General features: G+C 50.1%; 10 protein-coding genes. 3 read left to right on the plus strand and 7 right to left on the minus strand.

What is annotated here, in order from left to right:
- Nucleotides 1-558: 558 nt before the first annotated feature.
- From L691_RS0113515 to L691_RS0113525, 3 genes are all read right to left on the minus strand, one after another.
- Entirely contained in the window at nt 559-1,104 is a 546-nt protein-coding gene (locus L691_RS0113515; RefSeq protein WP_025691041.1) for a DUF1697 domain-containing protein, read from the minus strand.
- A gap of 27 nt (nt 1,105-1,131) precedes the next feature.
- Entirely contained in the window at nt 1,132-1,428 is a 297-nt protein-coding gene (locus L691_RS0113520) for an antibiotic biosynthesis monooxygenase family protein (RefSeq protein ID WP_025691042.1), read from the minus strand.
- A gap of 76 nt (nt 1,429-1,504) precedes the next feature.
- Nucleotides 1,505-2,140 (minus strand): alpha/beta hydrolase, encoded by a 636-nt coding sequence (locus tag L691_RS0113525; protein ID WP_025691043.1) that lies wholly within the window; start codon nt 2,138-2,140, stop codon nt 1,505-1,507.
- Between the two features lie 189 nt (nt 2,141-2,329).
- Between L691_RS0113525 and L691_RS0113530 the strand changes: the two genes are divergently transcribed.
- Nucleotides 2,330-2,647 carry an MGMT family protein gene (locus L691_RS0113530; protein ID WP_025691044.1) on the plus strand — a complete coding sequence of 106 codons (318 nt, stop codon included), beginning with the start codon at nt 2,330-2,332 and terminating at the stop codon, nt 2,645-2,647.
- Between the two features lie 176 nt (nt 2,648-2,823).
- On the opposite strand, the gene L691_RS0113535 is transcribed toward L691_RS0113530, so the two are convergent.
- The 4 genes from L691_RS0113535 to L691_RS0113550 form a co-directional block, all read right to left on the minus strand.
- Nucleotides 2,824-4,077, minus strand: a complete 1,254-nt coding sequence (locus L691_RS0113535; RefSeq protein WP_232229181.1) for an extracellular solute-binding protein — start codon at nt 4,075-4,077, stop codon at nt 2,824-2,826.
- 28 nt (nt 4,078-4,105) lie between these two features.
- Entirely contained in the window at nt 4,106-5,668 is a 1,563-nt protein-coding gene (locus L691_RS0113540; RefSeq protein WP_025691046.1) for a response regulator, read from the minus strand.
- Nucleotides 5,669-5,687: 19 nt separating this feature from the next.
- Nucleotides 5,688-7,484 (minus strand): cache domain-containing sensor histidine kinase, encoded by a 1,797-nt coding sequence (locus L691_RS30690; RefSeq protein ID WP_025691047.1) that lies wholly within the window; start codon nt 7,482-7,484, stop codon nt 5,688-5,690.
- An 86-nt stretch (nt 7,485-7,570) separates the two neighbouring features.
- Nucleotides 7,571-9,373: a glycoside hydrolase family 66 protein gene (locus L691_RS0113550; protein WP_051459369.1), complete on the minus strand. Its 1,803-nt coding sequence runs from the start codon at nt 9,371-9,373 to the stop codon at nt 7,571-7,573.
- Between the two features lie 638 nt (nt 9,374-10,011).
- Here L691_RS0113550 and L691_RS0113555 point away from each other — a divergent pair.
- Nucleotides 10,012-12,561: a glycoside hydrolase family 31 protein gene (locus L691_RS0113555; RefSeq protein ID WP_232229180.1), complete on the plus strand. Its 2,550-nt coding sequence runs from the start codon at nt 10,012-10,014 to the stop codon at nt 12,559-12,561.
- A gap of 264 nt (nt 12,562-12,825) precedes the next feature.
- The gene (locus L691_RS0113560) at nt 12,826-14,394 is read left to right on the plus strand and encodes an alpha-amylase family glycosyl hydrolase (RefSeq protein ID WP_025691050.1); all 1,569 of its coding nucleotides are present in this window, start codon (nt 12,826-12,828) and stop codon (nt 14,392-14,394) included.
- Nucleotides 14,395-14,649 lie beyond the last annotated feature (255 nt).

Consider the following 14,649-nt stretch of genomic DNA (forward strand, 5'->3'; position numbering starts at 1 on the left):
GGCTGCGCAGGCCCACAGGCCGCACGGGCTGCACAGGGCGATTCCTGCAAATCTGCAGGCTTCGTGATGAATTTCGCCCAGGGAAAAGAAAATGGATGCGATTGTGCATCAATTTGATGCTTGAACGCCGCTATAGGGAGATTGGATGCCAAGTGCCTGCGCATTTGCAGGAATTGAGTTGGGGAAAGGGTTCTACGAGTAAAAAGATGTATAAACGTAGCAATTTTTCAAAAACTTCCGCCACTACTGGCCGCCCTAAGTACCGGTCGCCTTAAAGGCGATAGGGCGGTATGCTCGTTGCCGCATCAAGGCATAAGCCTCATTATCAAGTCTTATTGCAAAGCAAATAAGCTGCCTCCAGTAGAGCGCCGGAAGCAGCTTATGGTTCAACCTGAACCAGGGGCATCCGAGGAGCATTTCATGTTCCCGAATGCCGATTCGATGCATATTAATGCCTGAAATCATGTTCACCTGATCAATAGGCGCACCAGTCATTCATGATTTCAACGTCCGTTTTTTCCAAATTAAGGTACCCACGAACAAAACGTTTTCTTCATATCATTCTTCCCGCGCCATCGCCGCAAGCTTGTTCACCGTATTCCAGTTGCGGGACGTGGCGGATACGCCCATTATTTTTTCCAGAGGGACTTTGAACAGCGGGGAGTCGCTGACTTTGGTCTTGTAGAGAATGTACATTTCCTTGCCAACGATGCGCAGCTTGTCCTCACCGTCCTCATAAGGGCGCAGCCGCTCCCTGGCTTCATCCGTAAGCTCTCCCGACAGAAAAGAAACATACAATCGCTTGAATTCCTCTGCCCCGGTTAGCTCGAACGGATTATTTGCGATGGCCGCCTCCAGCTCTTGAGCTGTACGGATGACTACGGATGCGTCGAAGCCGAAGGTATCCCTTATGCCTTGTTCAATGGCTTCCCCAATCGCCTCATCCCCGCTATCCGGGCCGCCCAACACTACGTTTCCGCTCTGAATATAGGTCTTTACGTTCTGAAACCCGAGGGATTGAAGCATCGTCCTCAGGTCCTGCATCTTGATGATTTTATTCCCTCCGACGTTGATGCCGCGAATCAGGGCGATATATTTTTCCATGGGAAGGCCTCCTATTCCGTCTTTCGCCTATTCCAGTTCGATGCGCGTAAAGTGCTCCACTACCGGAAACGGGCTGTAGCAGTGATGAAGCAGCGCCTTCCACTCCAGATACTGCGGGGTTTGCCTGAATCCTACTGTGTGGTCCTCAAGATTCCGCCAGCGCACCAGCAGCAGGTATTTGTGATCGTCTTCCAAGCATTTTTGCAGTTCGTGGCCCAAATACCCTTCAATGGAAGAAATGAGAGGCGAGGCCTCCTTGAAGCTGTCTTCGAACGCCTCTGTCATTCCCTGCTTAATATGCAGCATGGCCGCCTCAAGTATCATCGTTATCCGCCTTTCTACGATTCGTGATTTCCCGGTCAATCCGTTCAACTTTCACCCGTATAACCTCTAGAGCTCATCACGAACCCAACGCTACGCGAAAAAATTCATGTACCAAATTATTAACCACAATAAGAACAGCCAAAGACTCGTTGACGCTGCCGACTTCAAGGGAATGATTGGCGTCGTCGATTTTGTACAATGCTACGTTCGTTATACCGCTGATTCCCGCCGCGTCCTCTTCGCTGAACAAAGGGTCGCTTCCGCCGTATATCACGGTGCCGCCCCCACGTTGGATGTAAGGAACCGATTCCCGTAATGGTGTCAGAAACAGACACTGCGCCTTTATAGAAGAAGTGGAAGAAGCTGCAAGACTGCCTGCGATGACCGTGCCGATGCTTTTGCCGATAAACAGCAGCCGTTTATAGCCGGGAACCGCCTCAAGCGCCTGTGCGCATTCTTCCTCAATGATGCCCATTTCCTCGCGCTTCAGCTCAGTTCGCGCGCTTTGGTGACCATATTCCAGCAGCAGCAGATCGCAGCCATACTCCAGTGCGTTCTTGCCCGCATAATGCAGTAGAGGAAGCTCCGCCGGATAATTTTTCCCCGGAAAAACAACCGCCAGCGTGTCCGATCCCTGCGAGTAGTATTTATGTCTGACTTCCCTGCCCCAATGCGAGGGCATCGTTATGTATTTCATCACCTTATCCGCCATTTTCCCGGTCACCTCCCGAATCGAATGATCTATCGATGAATCGGGCCTTTCGCCCTGACTGCTTCCCATTATACCTTTTATTAACAGGAGGTGGAAATCAAAAGCCGGCACGGGTATATGATTTTAGTCAGCTCTTCCTTTCTCTGCTATAATCAAAAAACACAGCCTTAGGAAGGGAGCCTCCTCTAAGTGACGCCGTTTACGGAAAAAGCCATTCGCATCATACAATCCATCCCTGAAGGGAAGGTAATGACTTATGGGGGAGTAGCTGCAGCAGCAGGAAGCCCGCGCGGGGCGAGGCAAATTGTCCGGATTCTGCACTCCATGAGCCGGAGTCACAAGCTTCCCTGGCACCGGATTATCAATGCGCAGGGAAGAATCTCGCTGGCGGATGGGGAATCCGGCGAGATTCAGCGGCTGTACCTCATAGGGGAAGGCGTCGAGTTTGATGAGCAGGGAGCAATAGACCTGAAGCGGTTCGGTTATGATCCAGGTCCGCAGCACTGAAGCAGCCCGCCGCGTTACTCCCCTCTTTCATGCGCATTCAGCAAACGGGACATCGCCGCATCAATGAATCGCTTGCCCCGTTTGTGTTGGACGTATGCTCCAAGAAGCCATATAACTGCTGGTCAAGTTCTAAATTCAAAGCTTCATTAATTGCATTTCCAATCGTTACTTGTTGATCAATATTTAAGCAGTTTGTCAATCCCCTCGGCCGCACGGTCCAAGCCTTCCCTCGCGGACAGATGGCCCAGAAAGATTTGATGCATGTAGACGGTATACAGCTCATCGATTTTGCTCCAGTTCTTCACAGGCGGCCGCAGGAAAGCGTCATCAACCTCCTCAACGTAAGGAAAGAGGTAGGACTGCCTGCTAACGTTCAGCGCTTTAACCGCTTCCTTATTTGTCGGAATTAACCCAGCCTTGGCCATAATCAGCTGCGCTTCGAGGCCAGTCATCCATTTCATAAAAACCCATGCCTCGATTGGATGCTTGCTGCCTTTCATAATGACCAAATTTTCGCCGCCTATAATCGAGCTCGTTCCATTTCTCTTTGGAAAAGGTACAGACAGGGTTTGTTCAAGAGCCTGTCTCTTGTCGGACTCTTTCAACAAGCTGAAGAACCACGGCGCTTCATCCGTTAACAACATGTTTCCGTTCCGTACTCCCGCCCAGTTATCTCTATTCTGGGTCACCGCCGAGAGATGAATGAGCTTGTCCTTGTAGAGCTTCACCAGCTTCTGCACCGCGCGGACGGTGCGGTCACTATTCAAATATCCGGAAGCCCTCGTAAAGTCCCGGTCCATAAATGAGCCTCCCAGACTATACAGGTAGGGAAGGGTGTCCCAAGGTTCCAAGCCTCCCAGACCGATTACAAAATGCTGCTTGCGGGCCAGCTCCAAAATTTCATCCATGGTATGCGGTGGCTCCGAATATCCGGACCGCGCAAGCAACTCTCGGTTAAATAGGGTCAGCTTCGTAAACAGGTTGAGCGGAAGAGAGTAATACTGGTCATTATAATGGCCTGCATTCATGACCTTTTGATGAAGAACCTCCCTCACATCGTTGAAGCCCGGAAAACCGTTTAACGGCTCAAGCAGCCCTTTATGCGAAAACTCGGGTACCCAGGCGATATCCATCCTTACGACATCCGGACCGCGGCCCGAAGAAGCGCGCGCAATCAAATTGTATTTTAATTCGTTATTGTTGGCTAAGTTTATGCACTTGATCCGGATGTCCGGATGATCCCGCTCAAAAGCAGGTATCAGCTCCTGCATCAGTATCCGGGTTTCCTTATCGTTATACGTATGCCAGAAAACAATAACGGTCTTCTCATTTCCTTGAAGGGTCTGTACGCTCTCCGGATTCGAGATCATGGATGTACCTCCACATCCGGCCGTTAACAGCAGGATCAGAATAAAGGATATCCAGCGCATGGCCAATCGTAGCTTCCTCCTTTATTCGTTATACGATAGTTGACACCTTTGTGCTTTCCCTGTATTCCATGGGAGTAAATCCCGTACTTTTTTTAAATACCTTACTGAAATATTTAACGTCTTTAAACCCGGCGGCTTTGGCTATATCGAAAATCCGGCTGTCATTCTGCGTTAGCAGCCGCTTCGCTTCCCGAATCCGCAGCTCGATCAGATAATCAATAAAGGTTCGGTCGGTCTGCTTTTTGAATAACAGACTAAAATAACTTTTACTGAGATGAACGGTATCCGCTACGCTTTGCAGCGTCAAGTTCTCGGTATAATGGGAGGCTATATACTCCAGCGCCTTTGTGACCAGCTGTCCGCCGTAGCCGTTATCGAGTAATTTGGGAATAAACGCTTTGCCGATTTCCTCCAGCTCATTAACCATGAATGCCGCAAGCTGCTCCAAGGTCTCTGCCTTACGGAGCTGTTCATACCGTTCGGGAAGCAAGGCACCGTTGTCGGCATGGAGCCGGCAGGCTTCGGTAAGGAGAGCAATCGCCTCCTGCTGCACCGTTTCCGGACTCAAACCCATGCTCTTCCAGCGTTCCACCGCAAGATCAACCGCGAATGAGACCGGTTCGCCACTGCGGATCATCTCGAAGAAGGGTTCCCAATCATAGTCAAGCCCGGTATCTTTAGCTCTGGAGCTGGTTTCCGAATCTCTTACCGCATATAATCCGCCCACCCCTTCGAAGAACCGTCTTTGACAGGCCGAACGGCTGGCAAAATATCCAGTCAATATCCGGCTTGCACCCCGCTTCACGGCGAAGCCAGCCGACGTTGAAATCCCCCATTCCGCTTGCAGCCGCTCCTTCCACTGAAGAAGCCACTGCCGGGCCTCCTCCTCCGGGCCGGGAAAGATCAGGAACAGGCTGCTTTCAGCAGCTAGCAGCGCGCTTCCTTCCTCCGAACGCTCATAGAACGCTTCCTGCAGCTCCTCCAGCAGCAGTTGAACATACAAGTATCCGTGATTTTCCTTCCATTCCTCAGCCCTATCGAGCATAAGATACACACAGGCGTAAGAATGTTCCAGCCATGAAGGAATCCAGACGGTTGAAGCGGATAGAGCCTGCTCCTGTACGATCAGTCTTTTGATTTCCTGCTCTGCGCGCTTCCGTTCCAGATACATGGCGCCTTGCTGATACGATTTCAGTTCAAAGACCTTTCTCCGCTCCTCCTCAAGCATGGAAATACTGCGGCGCAAGACGGCAAGCAGATCTTCCTGCTTGAGTGTTAGCTTGAGCAAATAATCGACGGCACCAAGCTTCAAGCCTTCTTTTACGTAATTAAAATCACTGTAATTACTAATGAGGATAACCTTCAACCAAGGGCACAGCACCAAGGCTCGCTTCATCAGTTCAATGCCGTCCATGACAGGCATTTTGATATCCGTGATTAGAATATCGTAAGCCCGGCTTTCTAATTGGGCCAATGCCTCCGCGCCATTTGCGTATTCTTCAACCGATGCCCCTTCCTTTTCCCAGTCGATAAATGCACTAATCCCGTTACGGATGATAGGCTCGTCATCTACGATAAGTACTCTGTACATGGGTGTTTCCTCCGATCTGTCAGTTCTTAGAGGATCTTTCGGAAAGTGCATTTAACAAAATGTGTACCGTGGTTCCCTGTCCGGGCCTGCTTGTAAGAGAGCAATTCCAATTTTGAGCATAATAAAGCCGCAGTGTGTCGTAGATATGGCGCAGGCCGATTCCGATCTCGCCATTTTCTACTGCCGTTTCCAGATTGTTCAGCACCTTCAGCTTATCCTTCCCGATGCCTAAACCGTCATCTTCCACCAGAAACTCCAGATACTTGTCATACTTTCGAATCCGGATCGATATCCGCCCGTCTGTATTTTTCGGCACGATCCCATGAAAGATAGCGTTTTCCACCAGCGGCTGCAGCAGCATCCGGGGAATGATCACTTTCTCCGTGCCCGGTTCGACATCCAGGACCAGTTGAAAGACTTTTTCGTACCGAAGCTCCAAAATAATCAAATATTTTCGGATAATATCCAGTTCTTCTTCCACCGTAATTCTGCTGCCGCTTTTGCCCATATTCGCCTCAAGCAGACGGTTCAGCGCCGACAACACCTCGGATGCGCGGTCGTTCTGCTTGGAGTCAATAAGCCACCTAAGCGTGCTGAGCGTGTTATATAGGAAGTGCGGGTTAATCCGGTGCATGACCGCGCGGAGCTCAGCATGATACTTTTCACTCTGTTCATCCTCCACCTGACGCATTAAAAGATCAATTTTGTGAATCATCTTGTTAAACTGCTTGCTCAAAAAGCCGATTTCATCGGATGTCCGAACGTCCGCCCTGACCCCCAGGTCTCCGTTCTGAACGGAAAGCATGCTCTGGGTGAGCTGCTTTACAGGCTGGGTCACCCACCTGGCGATAAAAAGCCCGATTCCGATGGCGACCAGGGAGAAAGCGGCCGAAGAGAGCAAAATCCAGGTCTGAAGACGCTCCAGCGGCCCGCTGATTTCCGCAACCGGAACGGTGCCGACAATCATCCAGCCGTTGCTGAGCAGCTGCTTAACCCCATAATAAGGGACACCATCTATGTGAAACTCGAACTCCACGGCGTTATCACCGACAATCCGCTCATACAAATCGGGGTTCTCCACTTTCTTGTTGATCATATCGAGATTGGAGTCGATCATGATCCTCCCTCCGGAATCGACCACGAAGAACTTGCCCGTCTTCCCGAGCTGCAGCTGCCGGATCGTCCCCACAACCGACTGCCCGTCCAAATTAATCTGCACCAGTCCGATATTCCGCATCGTATTAAAATCCTTGAGGACCCTTGCTACCGGCAGAACCAAATCGGTATTGACTCCGCCGCCGCTTAAATGATCATACTGAAGCCCCTGCCAGACCAGCTCGCCGTCTTTACGTTTGGCTTCTTTGACCCAATTCTGGTCGGACAGCTGGATCTCCTTCAGCTTCTGGTCGGAAAAGGTGCCGCTACCCCATCCTCTCCCCTCCTCTTTCAGCAGATAGACGATTTTGACAAAGGAATTGGAATAGACATAATTGTTAAGCAGTTTATTTATATATTGAAAATTCCAGCTCTCTTCGTAGGATGGACTGTTGCCCAGTTCCATGGCCGCCCGCTGAATGTTCATATCGCTGGCAATAAAATCAGAGGTGTCGACCCCCACATCGAGAATGAAAGAGAGCGACTCTGCCGTCTGTTTCGCGATTTGAATCGTTGACTCCCGGGCGTTCTTTTTCAGAATGGAGTCGGATAGCCAATAGAAGGACACGCTGGTAAAGAGAGTTGGAATGATAATAACCAGCAGGAGGACCAGTATAATCTTGGCGGTAAAACGATTGGATATTCGCAATTTATGCAGCATACGGCCTCTCCTAGTGTTATGTTCGTTAATAAAAGTGTACAGGATACAAAGCTGGATACCAGTGGTATTTATAGGAAACCAGTCCTTTACTCCTTATATTCGACTACCACCATGTCCCAATATTTCAGCTTGGGCAGCTTCCATTCAAGCCTGCCATCCCGCTGCGTGAACTCCAAAGCTTGGGGTGAGCCGCCCCTGACATCGGGAGAAGCGAACCATACCTTGGCAACCGGCCGGTCGGTTCTCACAGATACGGAGACCTCTTGCCTCTCTGCGGGTTCCCTCTGGCTTCCCTGGTCGTCATTCCAGTCCATCGTGGAAGCATCCGTGAAATTAATGAAATGGAAAATATCTTTACCATCCTTCCGCTTGGAAAAAGACCACACTTTCCCCTGCGAAGCCCGGTCCGAAATCGCAAGATCCCCCGTCCCTTCGGCCTGTAGTCCCGATTCCGCCGTCCCGTCCCGCAGCAGATTCTGATAAGCGGTCAGAAAGTCGTAGTAGTTAATCAGCTGCGCTTCGAGCGCCGGGGAGACGCTGAGATTTTTATGGGGAAAATACTCTTTGGACAGCATGTTCTCTCCCAGCTCCAGATGGGAACCGCCCGAGGCAAAGATCACTGCATCCGTCAGCAGGACCCCTGGCGTGTTGAACTCACCGGGAGAATCGGAATAATGATAATTCATATACGCCGCTAGTACCGTGTTCAGCCGGTTTCCGCTGTATGCGGAGTTCTGGTCAATCACTTCCTTTAAATTCTGATAGCCCGGATGGTTGCCCCATACCTCGGTATACAGAAATTTAACGGGAGCCTCGCGGGCAATATGCTCCTGGCCGAACTGGCCGACCGCGTTCATGACATAATCGACGTTCAGTTTCTCCTTGGCCGCCTTGAGGAAAGCCTGGTAGGTCCAGGCCAGGTCAACCGGGTTGCCTTCATAGGTCCACAGCGGGCCTCTGTCGCCCAATTGGTCCACATGCCAGCCGTCAAAGGGAAGCATCTTAAAGGTCTCGATTTCCTTCTGAACCAGATAGTTCTGCCATTCCGGATTGGCGGGATCATACATATAAATATCGCTCGCCCAGTTATCCGGAAGAGGGTGTTTATCCTGCTCGCCGTGGACGGGGTCCTTGAACATTCCCCACTCTTTCTTCACACCGTCATTTTCCGCGCCCTCATAGGCTCCGAAGAGCAAGTTGTAATTCATGGCCTTCATGCCCCGGCTGTGAGCAAGGTCGATATAGCTTTTCACGGTGTCAAAAGATACCGGACGGCCCGCAATGTCGGTCCAATCCGCTGCGGGGCGGCCGTTCTCGAAACGGATCGGCTCCTGATGCTTGTACTGCCAATCGTAGAATTGAATGCCGTTGATGTGAAACCGGTTTAAGCGCTCGATCACCCGGGACCTCTCTTCATTACTCATTTTCGGGAAATCGGCCAGGTAACCGTAACGGGGAAATTTCCCCCAGTCAGAGGAAACGTCGACGGCAATATTCATTTGATCGACCGCCTCTTTGTTCGTTATATAGAACACTTCAGCAAAGTAACCCCTTCCGTCTTCCTTCGGAGGGGTCCAGTTCCAGGTCATCTCCTCCCCTTGCGCCTTTAAGGTTTCTTCCTCTACGATCCGGTCCATATGCAAATAGCGGATATGTATCGTTCCACCGGACGCCGGACTCCTCAGCTTTAAATCAAATCGGACATTCTCACCCGGCCGATAAGCCGCTTTATCGGTAACCAGCTTCTCAAGCAGGACGCCACGCTCTATTCGGTCAATCTTTTGCGGGTCAGAGACGATCTCAGAAGCATTCTCGCAAGCCGATATCAGCCAGACAGTCACCCAGAGCAGAGCAGCAGCGGCTATCCGTATCATCCTGACGTGTCTCATGTTGTCTCACTCCTATCCCTAGTTTCAGTTCATTATCTGAGAAAAACCCCGTGTGATCAATTGGAACACGTACCTATTTTGGAGTCCCGTATCGCATAATTTCTATGGTCCAGAGACCATTATAATCGCTATCATAGGTAATAGTGTCTTATATTTGCGGAAAAGAGAAAGATATTGCACCCGCCTTCGAATTACATTATTTGGTTTAAAATTACTGATTCTTCTTCCCAAAGCATAAATTTGCCGGAAAAAGTGTTCTATTTTTTGATACACAGCAAAATAAAAGGTTGACTGCGGCGCTCTCTATTTAGGAAAAAAGCGGCCTAATAGACCGCGGGAACTATCATTTCCCTCATATATCCTATTAATTGGTAATTAATCGCTAGAGTTCTGGATGCAAAAAAAGGTTAAGTTTAAAAGATTGAATCCTAAGCGTGGCGCTGGTTTGGCAATGCTTCACCCTCATATTGTAAACGTTTTCTCGTCTGCTTATAAAGCCTGTCTATCCATCCCGTAGGAGGTTCTCCCCATTGTTGCAGCCCCCAGGTGCTTGCTAATTTGGTAGTGAGCGGAAAGCCGGATAAACGCCGGCTGACGGCTCGATTTACAAACTGAATCGGAGAAGGAGAGAGTAATGTATGCGTAAAAAGGGAAAGTCTATGAGCCTTTCTAGAAAACTGGCAAAGGCAACCATCTGCCTAAGCTTGCTGTCAGGAACGGCTGCGGGCGTGCTTCCGGCAACTGTAGCGTTTGCGGAAACCCAGCCTGAGGCGGATACCCCGTTAAACAAACAGAATCTTCAGCCGTTATCCGTACAATCTTTAGAAGCTTTGGACAATGGAGTGAAATTGAACCTGGGCGACTACCAGGGCTTTATCCGGCTCTTCTCGGAAGACATGGCTAAAATCTCGGTCGTTAAAAACGGCGAAGACGAGTTCATCTCCCCTGGAATCGCCAAGAAGGATTGGCAGACGCCTAAATTCACGTCCAAGGAAACGGATAAAGAGTACATCCTTTCCACCAGCGAGCTTACTGTAAAAATTAACAAACAACCGTTCGGCGTCAAATTTTTGGACAAACAGGGGAACGTCATCAACGAAGATGCGGCGCAAGGTGTCGGCTATGAAAACGGCAAGCCGTATGCGTTTAAAAAGACGGATTCCAATGAAAACTTCTACGGTTTCGGCGAGCAATCCGGCGGGCTGAACAAACGCGGCAAAAGCCTTGGCATGTGGAATACCGACGCTTATTCCTATAACAAAAATACCAAATATCTGTATACGTCCATTCCATTCTTTATCGGTCTGAAGGATAAGAAAGCATACGGGATTTTCTTCGACAATACGTTCCGCTCTTATTATGAAATGGCCAGTGAAAAGGATGATTACTACTACTTCTACGCCAATGGCGGCACGCTTACGTACTACTTCATCAACGGCCCGGAAATTGGCGACGTTATCGACCGGTATACCGAGCTGACAGGCAAATCGGAGACGCCTCCGATGTGGTCCCTGGGCTTCCATCAAAGTAAATGGGGATATACACCGGAAGAACTCGTGAATGTAGCCAAAACCTACCGCGAGAAGAAAATTCCGCTCGATACGATGCATTTTGATATCGACTACATGGACGGATACCGCGTGTTTACCTGGAACGACCAGTACAAGCAAGCATTGAAGACGCTGAAGGATGAAGGCTTCCATGCCATCACGATTAACGATCCGGCCGTCAAGCAGGATGAGAATTACCGAATGTACCAAGAAGGTACCGCCAAGGATTACTGGGCAAAAAATCCGGACGGCTCCACCTTCTTCGGCGATGTATGGCCGGGCAGATCCGCCTTCCCGAACTTCCTGAAGTCGGATGTCCGCAATTGGTGGGCCGGAAATCTCGGAACCCTCTTGAATGAAGGCGTTGACGGGATCTGGAATGACATGAATGAGCCTGCCGTATTTGACGGTCCTTTCCATACGATGCCGCTGGATGTCGTGTTTGAAGGCGACAACGGGGAGAAGAAGCCGCATACGGAAGTCCACAATCTGTATGGACATCTTGAAACCGAAGCGACCTATAACGGCTTCCTCAAAAATAAACCGAACACCCGGCCATTCGTGTTAACCCGCGACATGTACGCAGGAACGCAGCGCTACGCGGCACTCTGGACCGGTGACAATGTAAGTAACTGGGAGCATCTGCAAATGTCGATTCCGATGAACGCCAACGTCGGCTTGTCCGGTGTTCCGTTTGTCGGCAATGATATCGGCGGCTTTGCGAAATCGCCGGGCAATGTTCCGACGCCTGAGCTGTTCGCAAGATGGATCGAGGTCGGCGCCTTCCTGCCGTTTGCCCGCGACCACTATGACAACAGTGCGAAATCGGGACTCGCAGGCGGGCAAGAGCCTTGGAATTTCGGCAAAGAGGTTGAAGATATCAGCCGCAAATACATCTCCATGCGTTATGAGCTGCTGCCTTACTTGTACAACCAGTTCAAGGAATCGGCCGAGAACGGTCAACCGGTTCAACAACCGCTTGTTTACCAGTTCCAGGACGACGCGAAGACGTATAACATCGAAGATCAGTTTATGTTCGGCGATTCGATGATGCTTGCCCCTGTTGTCAAAGAAGGCCAAACGAGCCGCGAAGTGTATCTGCCGGCCGGCGAAACATGGGTCGATTATTGGACAGGCAAAAAGTATGAAGGCAACCAGACGATTACGGTTAACGCCGAGCTTGGAACGCTGCCTATTTTCGTGAAAAATAATTCGATCATCCCTCGTCAGGAAGTGGAGCAATCCACCGATGAGAAGAAGCTGGAAAATCTGATCCTCGACACGTATCTGGACGATATTGCCAGCTACAGCTTCTACGAAGACGATGCCCAGACTATGGATTACAAGAATGGCGAATACAATGTCACAGAATTCAAGGTGGAGAAGAAAGGCAACCACATTGAGTTTGAGCAGGACAAAAAAGCGCAAAATTACGATTCTGCCATTAAGTCCTACACGCTGAAGCTGCATGATGCCGAGCAGCCGAAGAAAATTCAGGCGGCCAAACACAAATATGACCAAGTGGACAGCTTGGAGCAATTGAACCAGCAGGAAAGTGGTTACTATTTCGATTCGGCTGAACACGTTCTGTATGTCAAGATCCCAGCCGATGAAGACCGCAGCGTAAAAATTCAATAATACGATTCACAGTTATTGCCGGAAGAACAGGAAGACGGGTAAGCATCTTTGGCTTCACCCGTTTTCTTTTCCTTATGGCGATGCCGCATCCATCTTAGTAGTATACAAAAACAGTCTCCGCCGCAGTCCTTTCCCTATCGTTATTGGTCCTTCCGCTTGTCCAACCTGTACATACCGCATCTGCTGAAAAAGTCACCAACGGACAGATGGAACGCCAAAAAAGATGCATAACCCCATTATTTTTAAGGAAGAGAGGTTTCATCGATGAAAAAAATAACATCCGTAGCCTTAACTCTACCCCTGCTGTTCAGCTTCGCCAGCGGTGCTCTTGCTAAACCGCAAATTCAGAACGACTCTAACCTTGGCGTCTATTACGAGATTTATGTCAATTCCTTCTCTGATTCCAACAACGACGGAAAGGGCGACCTGAACGGCATTCTGCAAAAGCTGGACTATCTCAATGACGGAAACCCGCATACCAAGAAAGACTTGGGCGTCGATACGCTGTGGCTGATGCCGATCGGCCCTTCCCCCAGCTATCATAAGTATGATACGACCGATTTCTACAGTGTAGATCCGGCGTACGGCAGTATGGAAGACTTCCGCCGTCTGACACAGGAAGCGCATAAACGGGGAATGAAAGTAACGATCGACCTCGCGCTCAACCATACCAGCAACAAGCACCCGTGGTTCCTGGAAGCCGCCAAGGACAAGAACAGCCCGCACCGGGACTATTATATCTGGGCCGACGAGAACACCGATCTGAATGAAAAAGGACCGTGGGGGCAGCAGCTCTGGCATGAGTCGTATCCGGGTTCCGGGGACTATTACTACGCTTTGTTCATAGATTTCATGCCGGATTTGAACTTTGACAATCCGAAAGTGCGTAAAGAGATGATCAATGTCGGCAAGCACTGGCTGAACCAGGGAGCCGACGGCTTCCGCCTTGACGCAGCCATGCACATCTACAGCAAACCGGATGAAGCGGATAAGAATGTCGCATGGTGGGATGAATTCAAGCGGGGACTGGCCGAAGTCAAGCCGGATGTTTATCTGGTCGGCGAGGTGTGGGACCGCCCGTACAATATTGCGCCTTACTACAAAGCGCTGGATTCTTCATTCAACTTCGACCTGTCGTCGAAGATTTTGGACGCCGTGCAGAACGGTTCGGACAACGGGCTGGCTTCCTTTGCGTCAAATACCCTTGATTTGTACAGCAGCTACACTTCGAACCCGATTGACGCCCCGTTCCTGACCAATCACGATCAGGTACGTACAATGTCCTTATTAAATGGGGACGTTAATAAGGCTAAAACCGCTGCCTCCATCCTGCTCACCCTGCCGGGCAACCCGTTCATTTATTATGGAGAGGAAATCGGCATGCTCGGGGAGAAGCCGGACGAGAATATCCGCGAGCCGTTCCGGTGGTACCCGGGAAGCGGAGAAGGGCAGACAAATTGGGAGCCCTCCCGCGATAATTCAGGTCCGGACGCCGTCTCTGTAGAGGCGCAGGCGAAGGACAAGGACTCCCTCCTCTCCCATTACAAGGAGCTAATCCGCATCCGTCATGAGAGTCCCGCCTTAATGAAGGGCGACATTCAGGAGATGCCGACCGGAGACAGCCGAATTATGGGGTACACGAGAACCTTTGAGGATGACTCCGTACTCGTTCTGCATAATCTGAGCGGTGACACGGTAACCATCGAACTGTCCGGTGAACAATGGCAAGGGCGTAAGCTCGATTTTGCCACTTCAAATGGCGTAAAAGTCAAGAAATCCGGCGATCAACTGGAGATCACGATCCCGGGTTACACAACCTGCGGCTTGAAATAAGCCCTAAATTAAACCTCAAATAGGGGTGTCCCGTAATGGGATGCCCTTTTTTTAAAATATAAGAATGTATAAGCTGAGCGCTTATCATTTTGTCTTATATTTCTACGAGAAACGGATGCCCTCCTCCTGCGAGGACGGCGAAGCCGTTTCTTCTTGGGTGGGATTTAGGTAGGTGGACGGGACCCCCGAATGGAAGCGGATGATTCTTCTTTAATTTAGGGGGGTGAAGTAAATAATACAGAAAACCTGAAATTC

This window comes from Paenibacillus zanthoxyli JH29, from assembly GCF_000520715.1.
Classification (GTDB): domain Bacteria; phylum Bacillota; class Bacilli; order Paenibacillales; family Paenibacillaceae; genus Paenibacillus_AQ; species Paenibacillus_AQ zanthoxyli.

Coding starts and splice junctions, on each gene's coding strand:
- L691_RS0113515 (WP_025691041.1), bottom strand. CDS start 1,104: ATGGAAAAATATATCGCCCTGATTCGCGGCATCAACGTCGGAGGGAAT.
- L691_RS0113520 (WP_025691042.1), bottom strand. CDS start 1,428: ATGATACTTGAGGCGGCCATGCTGCATATTAAGCAGGGAATGACAGAG.
- L691_RS0113525 (WP_025691043.1), bottom strand. CDS start 2,140: ATGGCGGATAAGGTGATGAAATACATAACGATGCCCTCGCATTGGGGC.
- L691_RS0113535 (WP_232229181.1), bottom strand. CDS start 4,077: ATGCGCTGGATATCCTTTATTCTGATCCTGCTGTTAACGGCCGGATGT.
- L691_RS0113540 (WP_025691046.1), bottom strand. CDS start 5,668: ATGTACAGAGTACTTATCGTAGATGACGAGCCTATCATCCGTAACGGG.
- L691_RS30690 (WP_025691047.1), bottom strand. CDS start 7,484: ATGCTGCATAAATTGCGAATATCCAATCGTTTTACCGCCAAGATTATA.
- L691_RS0113550 (WP_051459369.1), bottom strand. CDS start 9,373: ATGAGACACGTCAGGATGATACGGATAGCCGCTGCTGCTCTGCTCTGG.
- L691_RS0113555 (WP_232229180.1), top strand. CDS start 10,012: ATGCGTAAAAAGGGAAAGTCTATGAGCCTTTCTAGAAAACTGGCAAAG.
- L691_RS0113560 (WP_025691050.1), top strand. CDS start 12,826: ATGAAAAAAATAACATCCGTAGCCTTAACTCTACCCCTGCTGTTCAGC.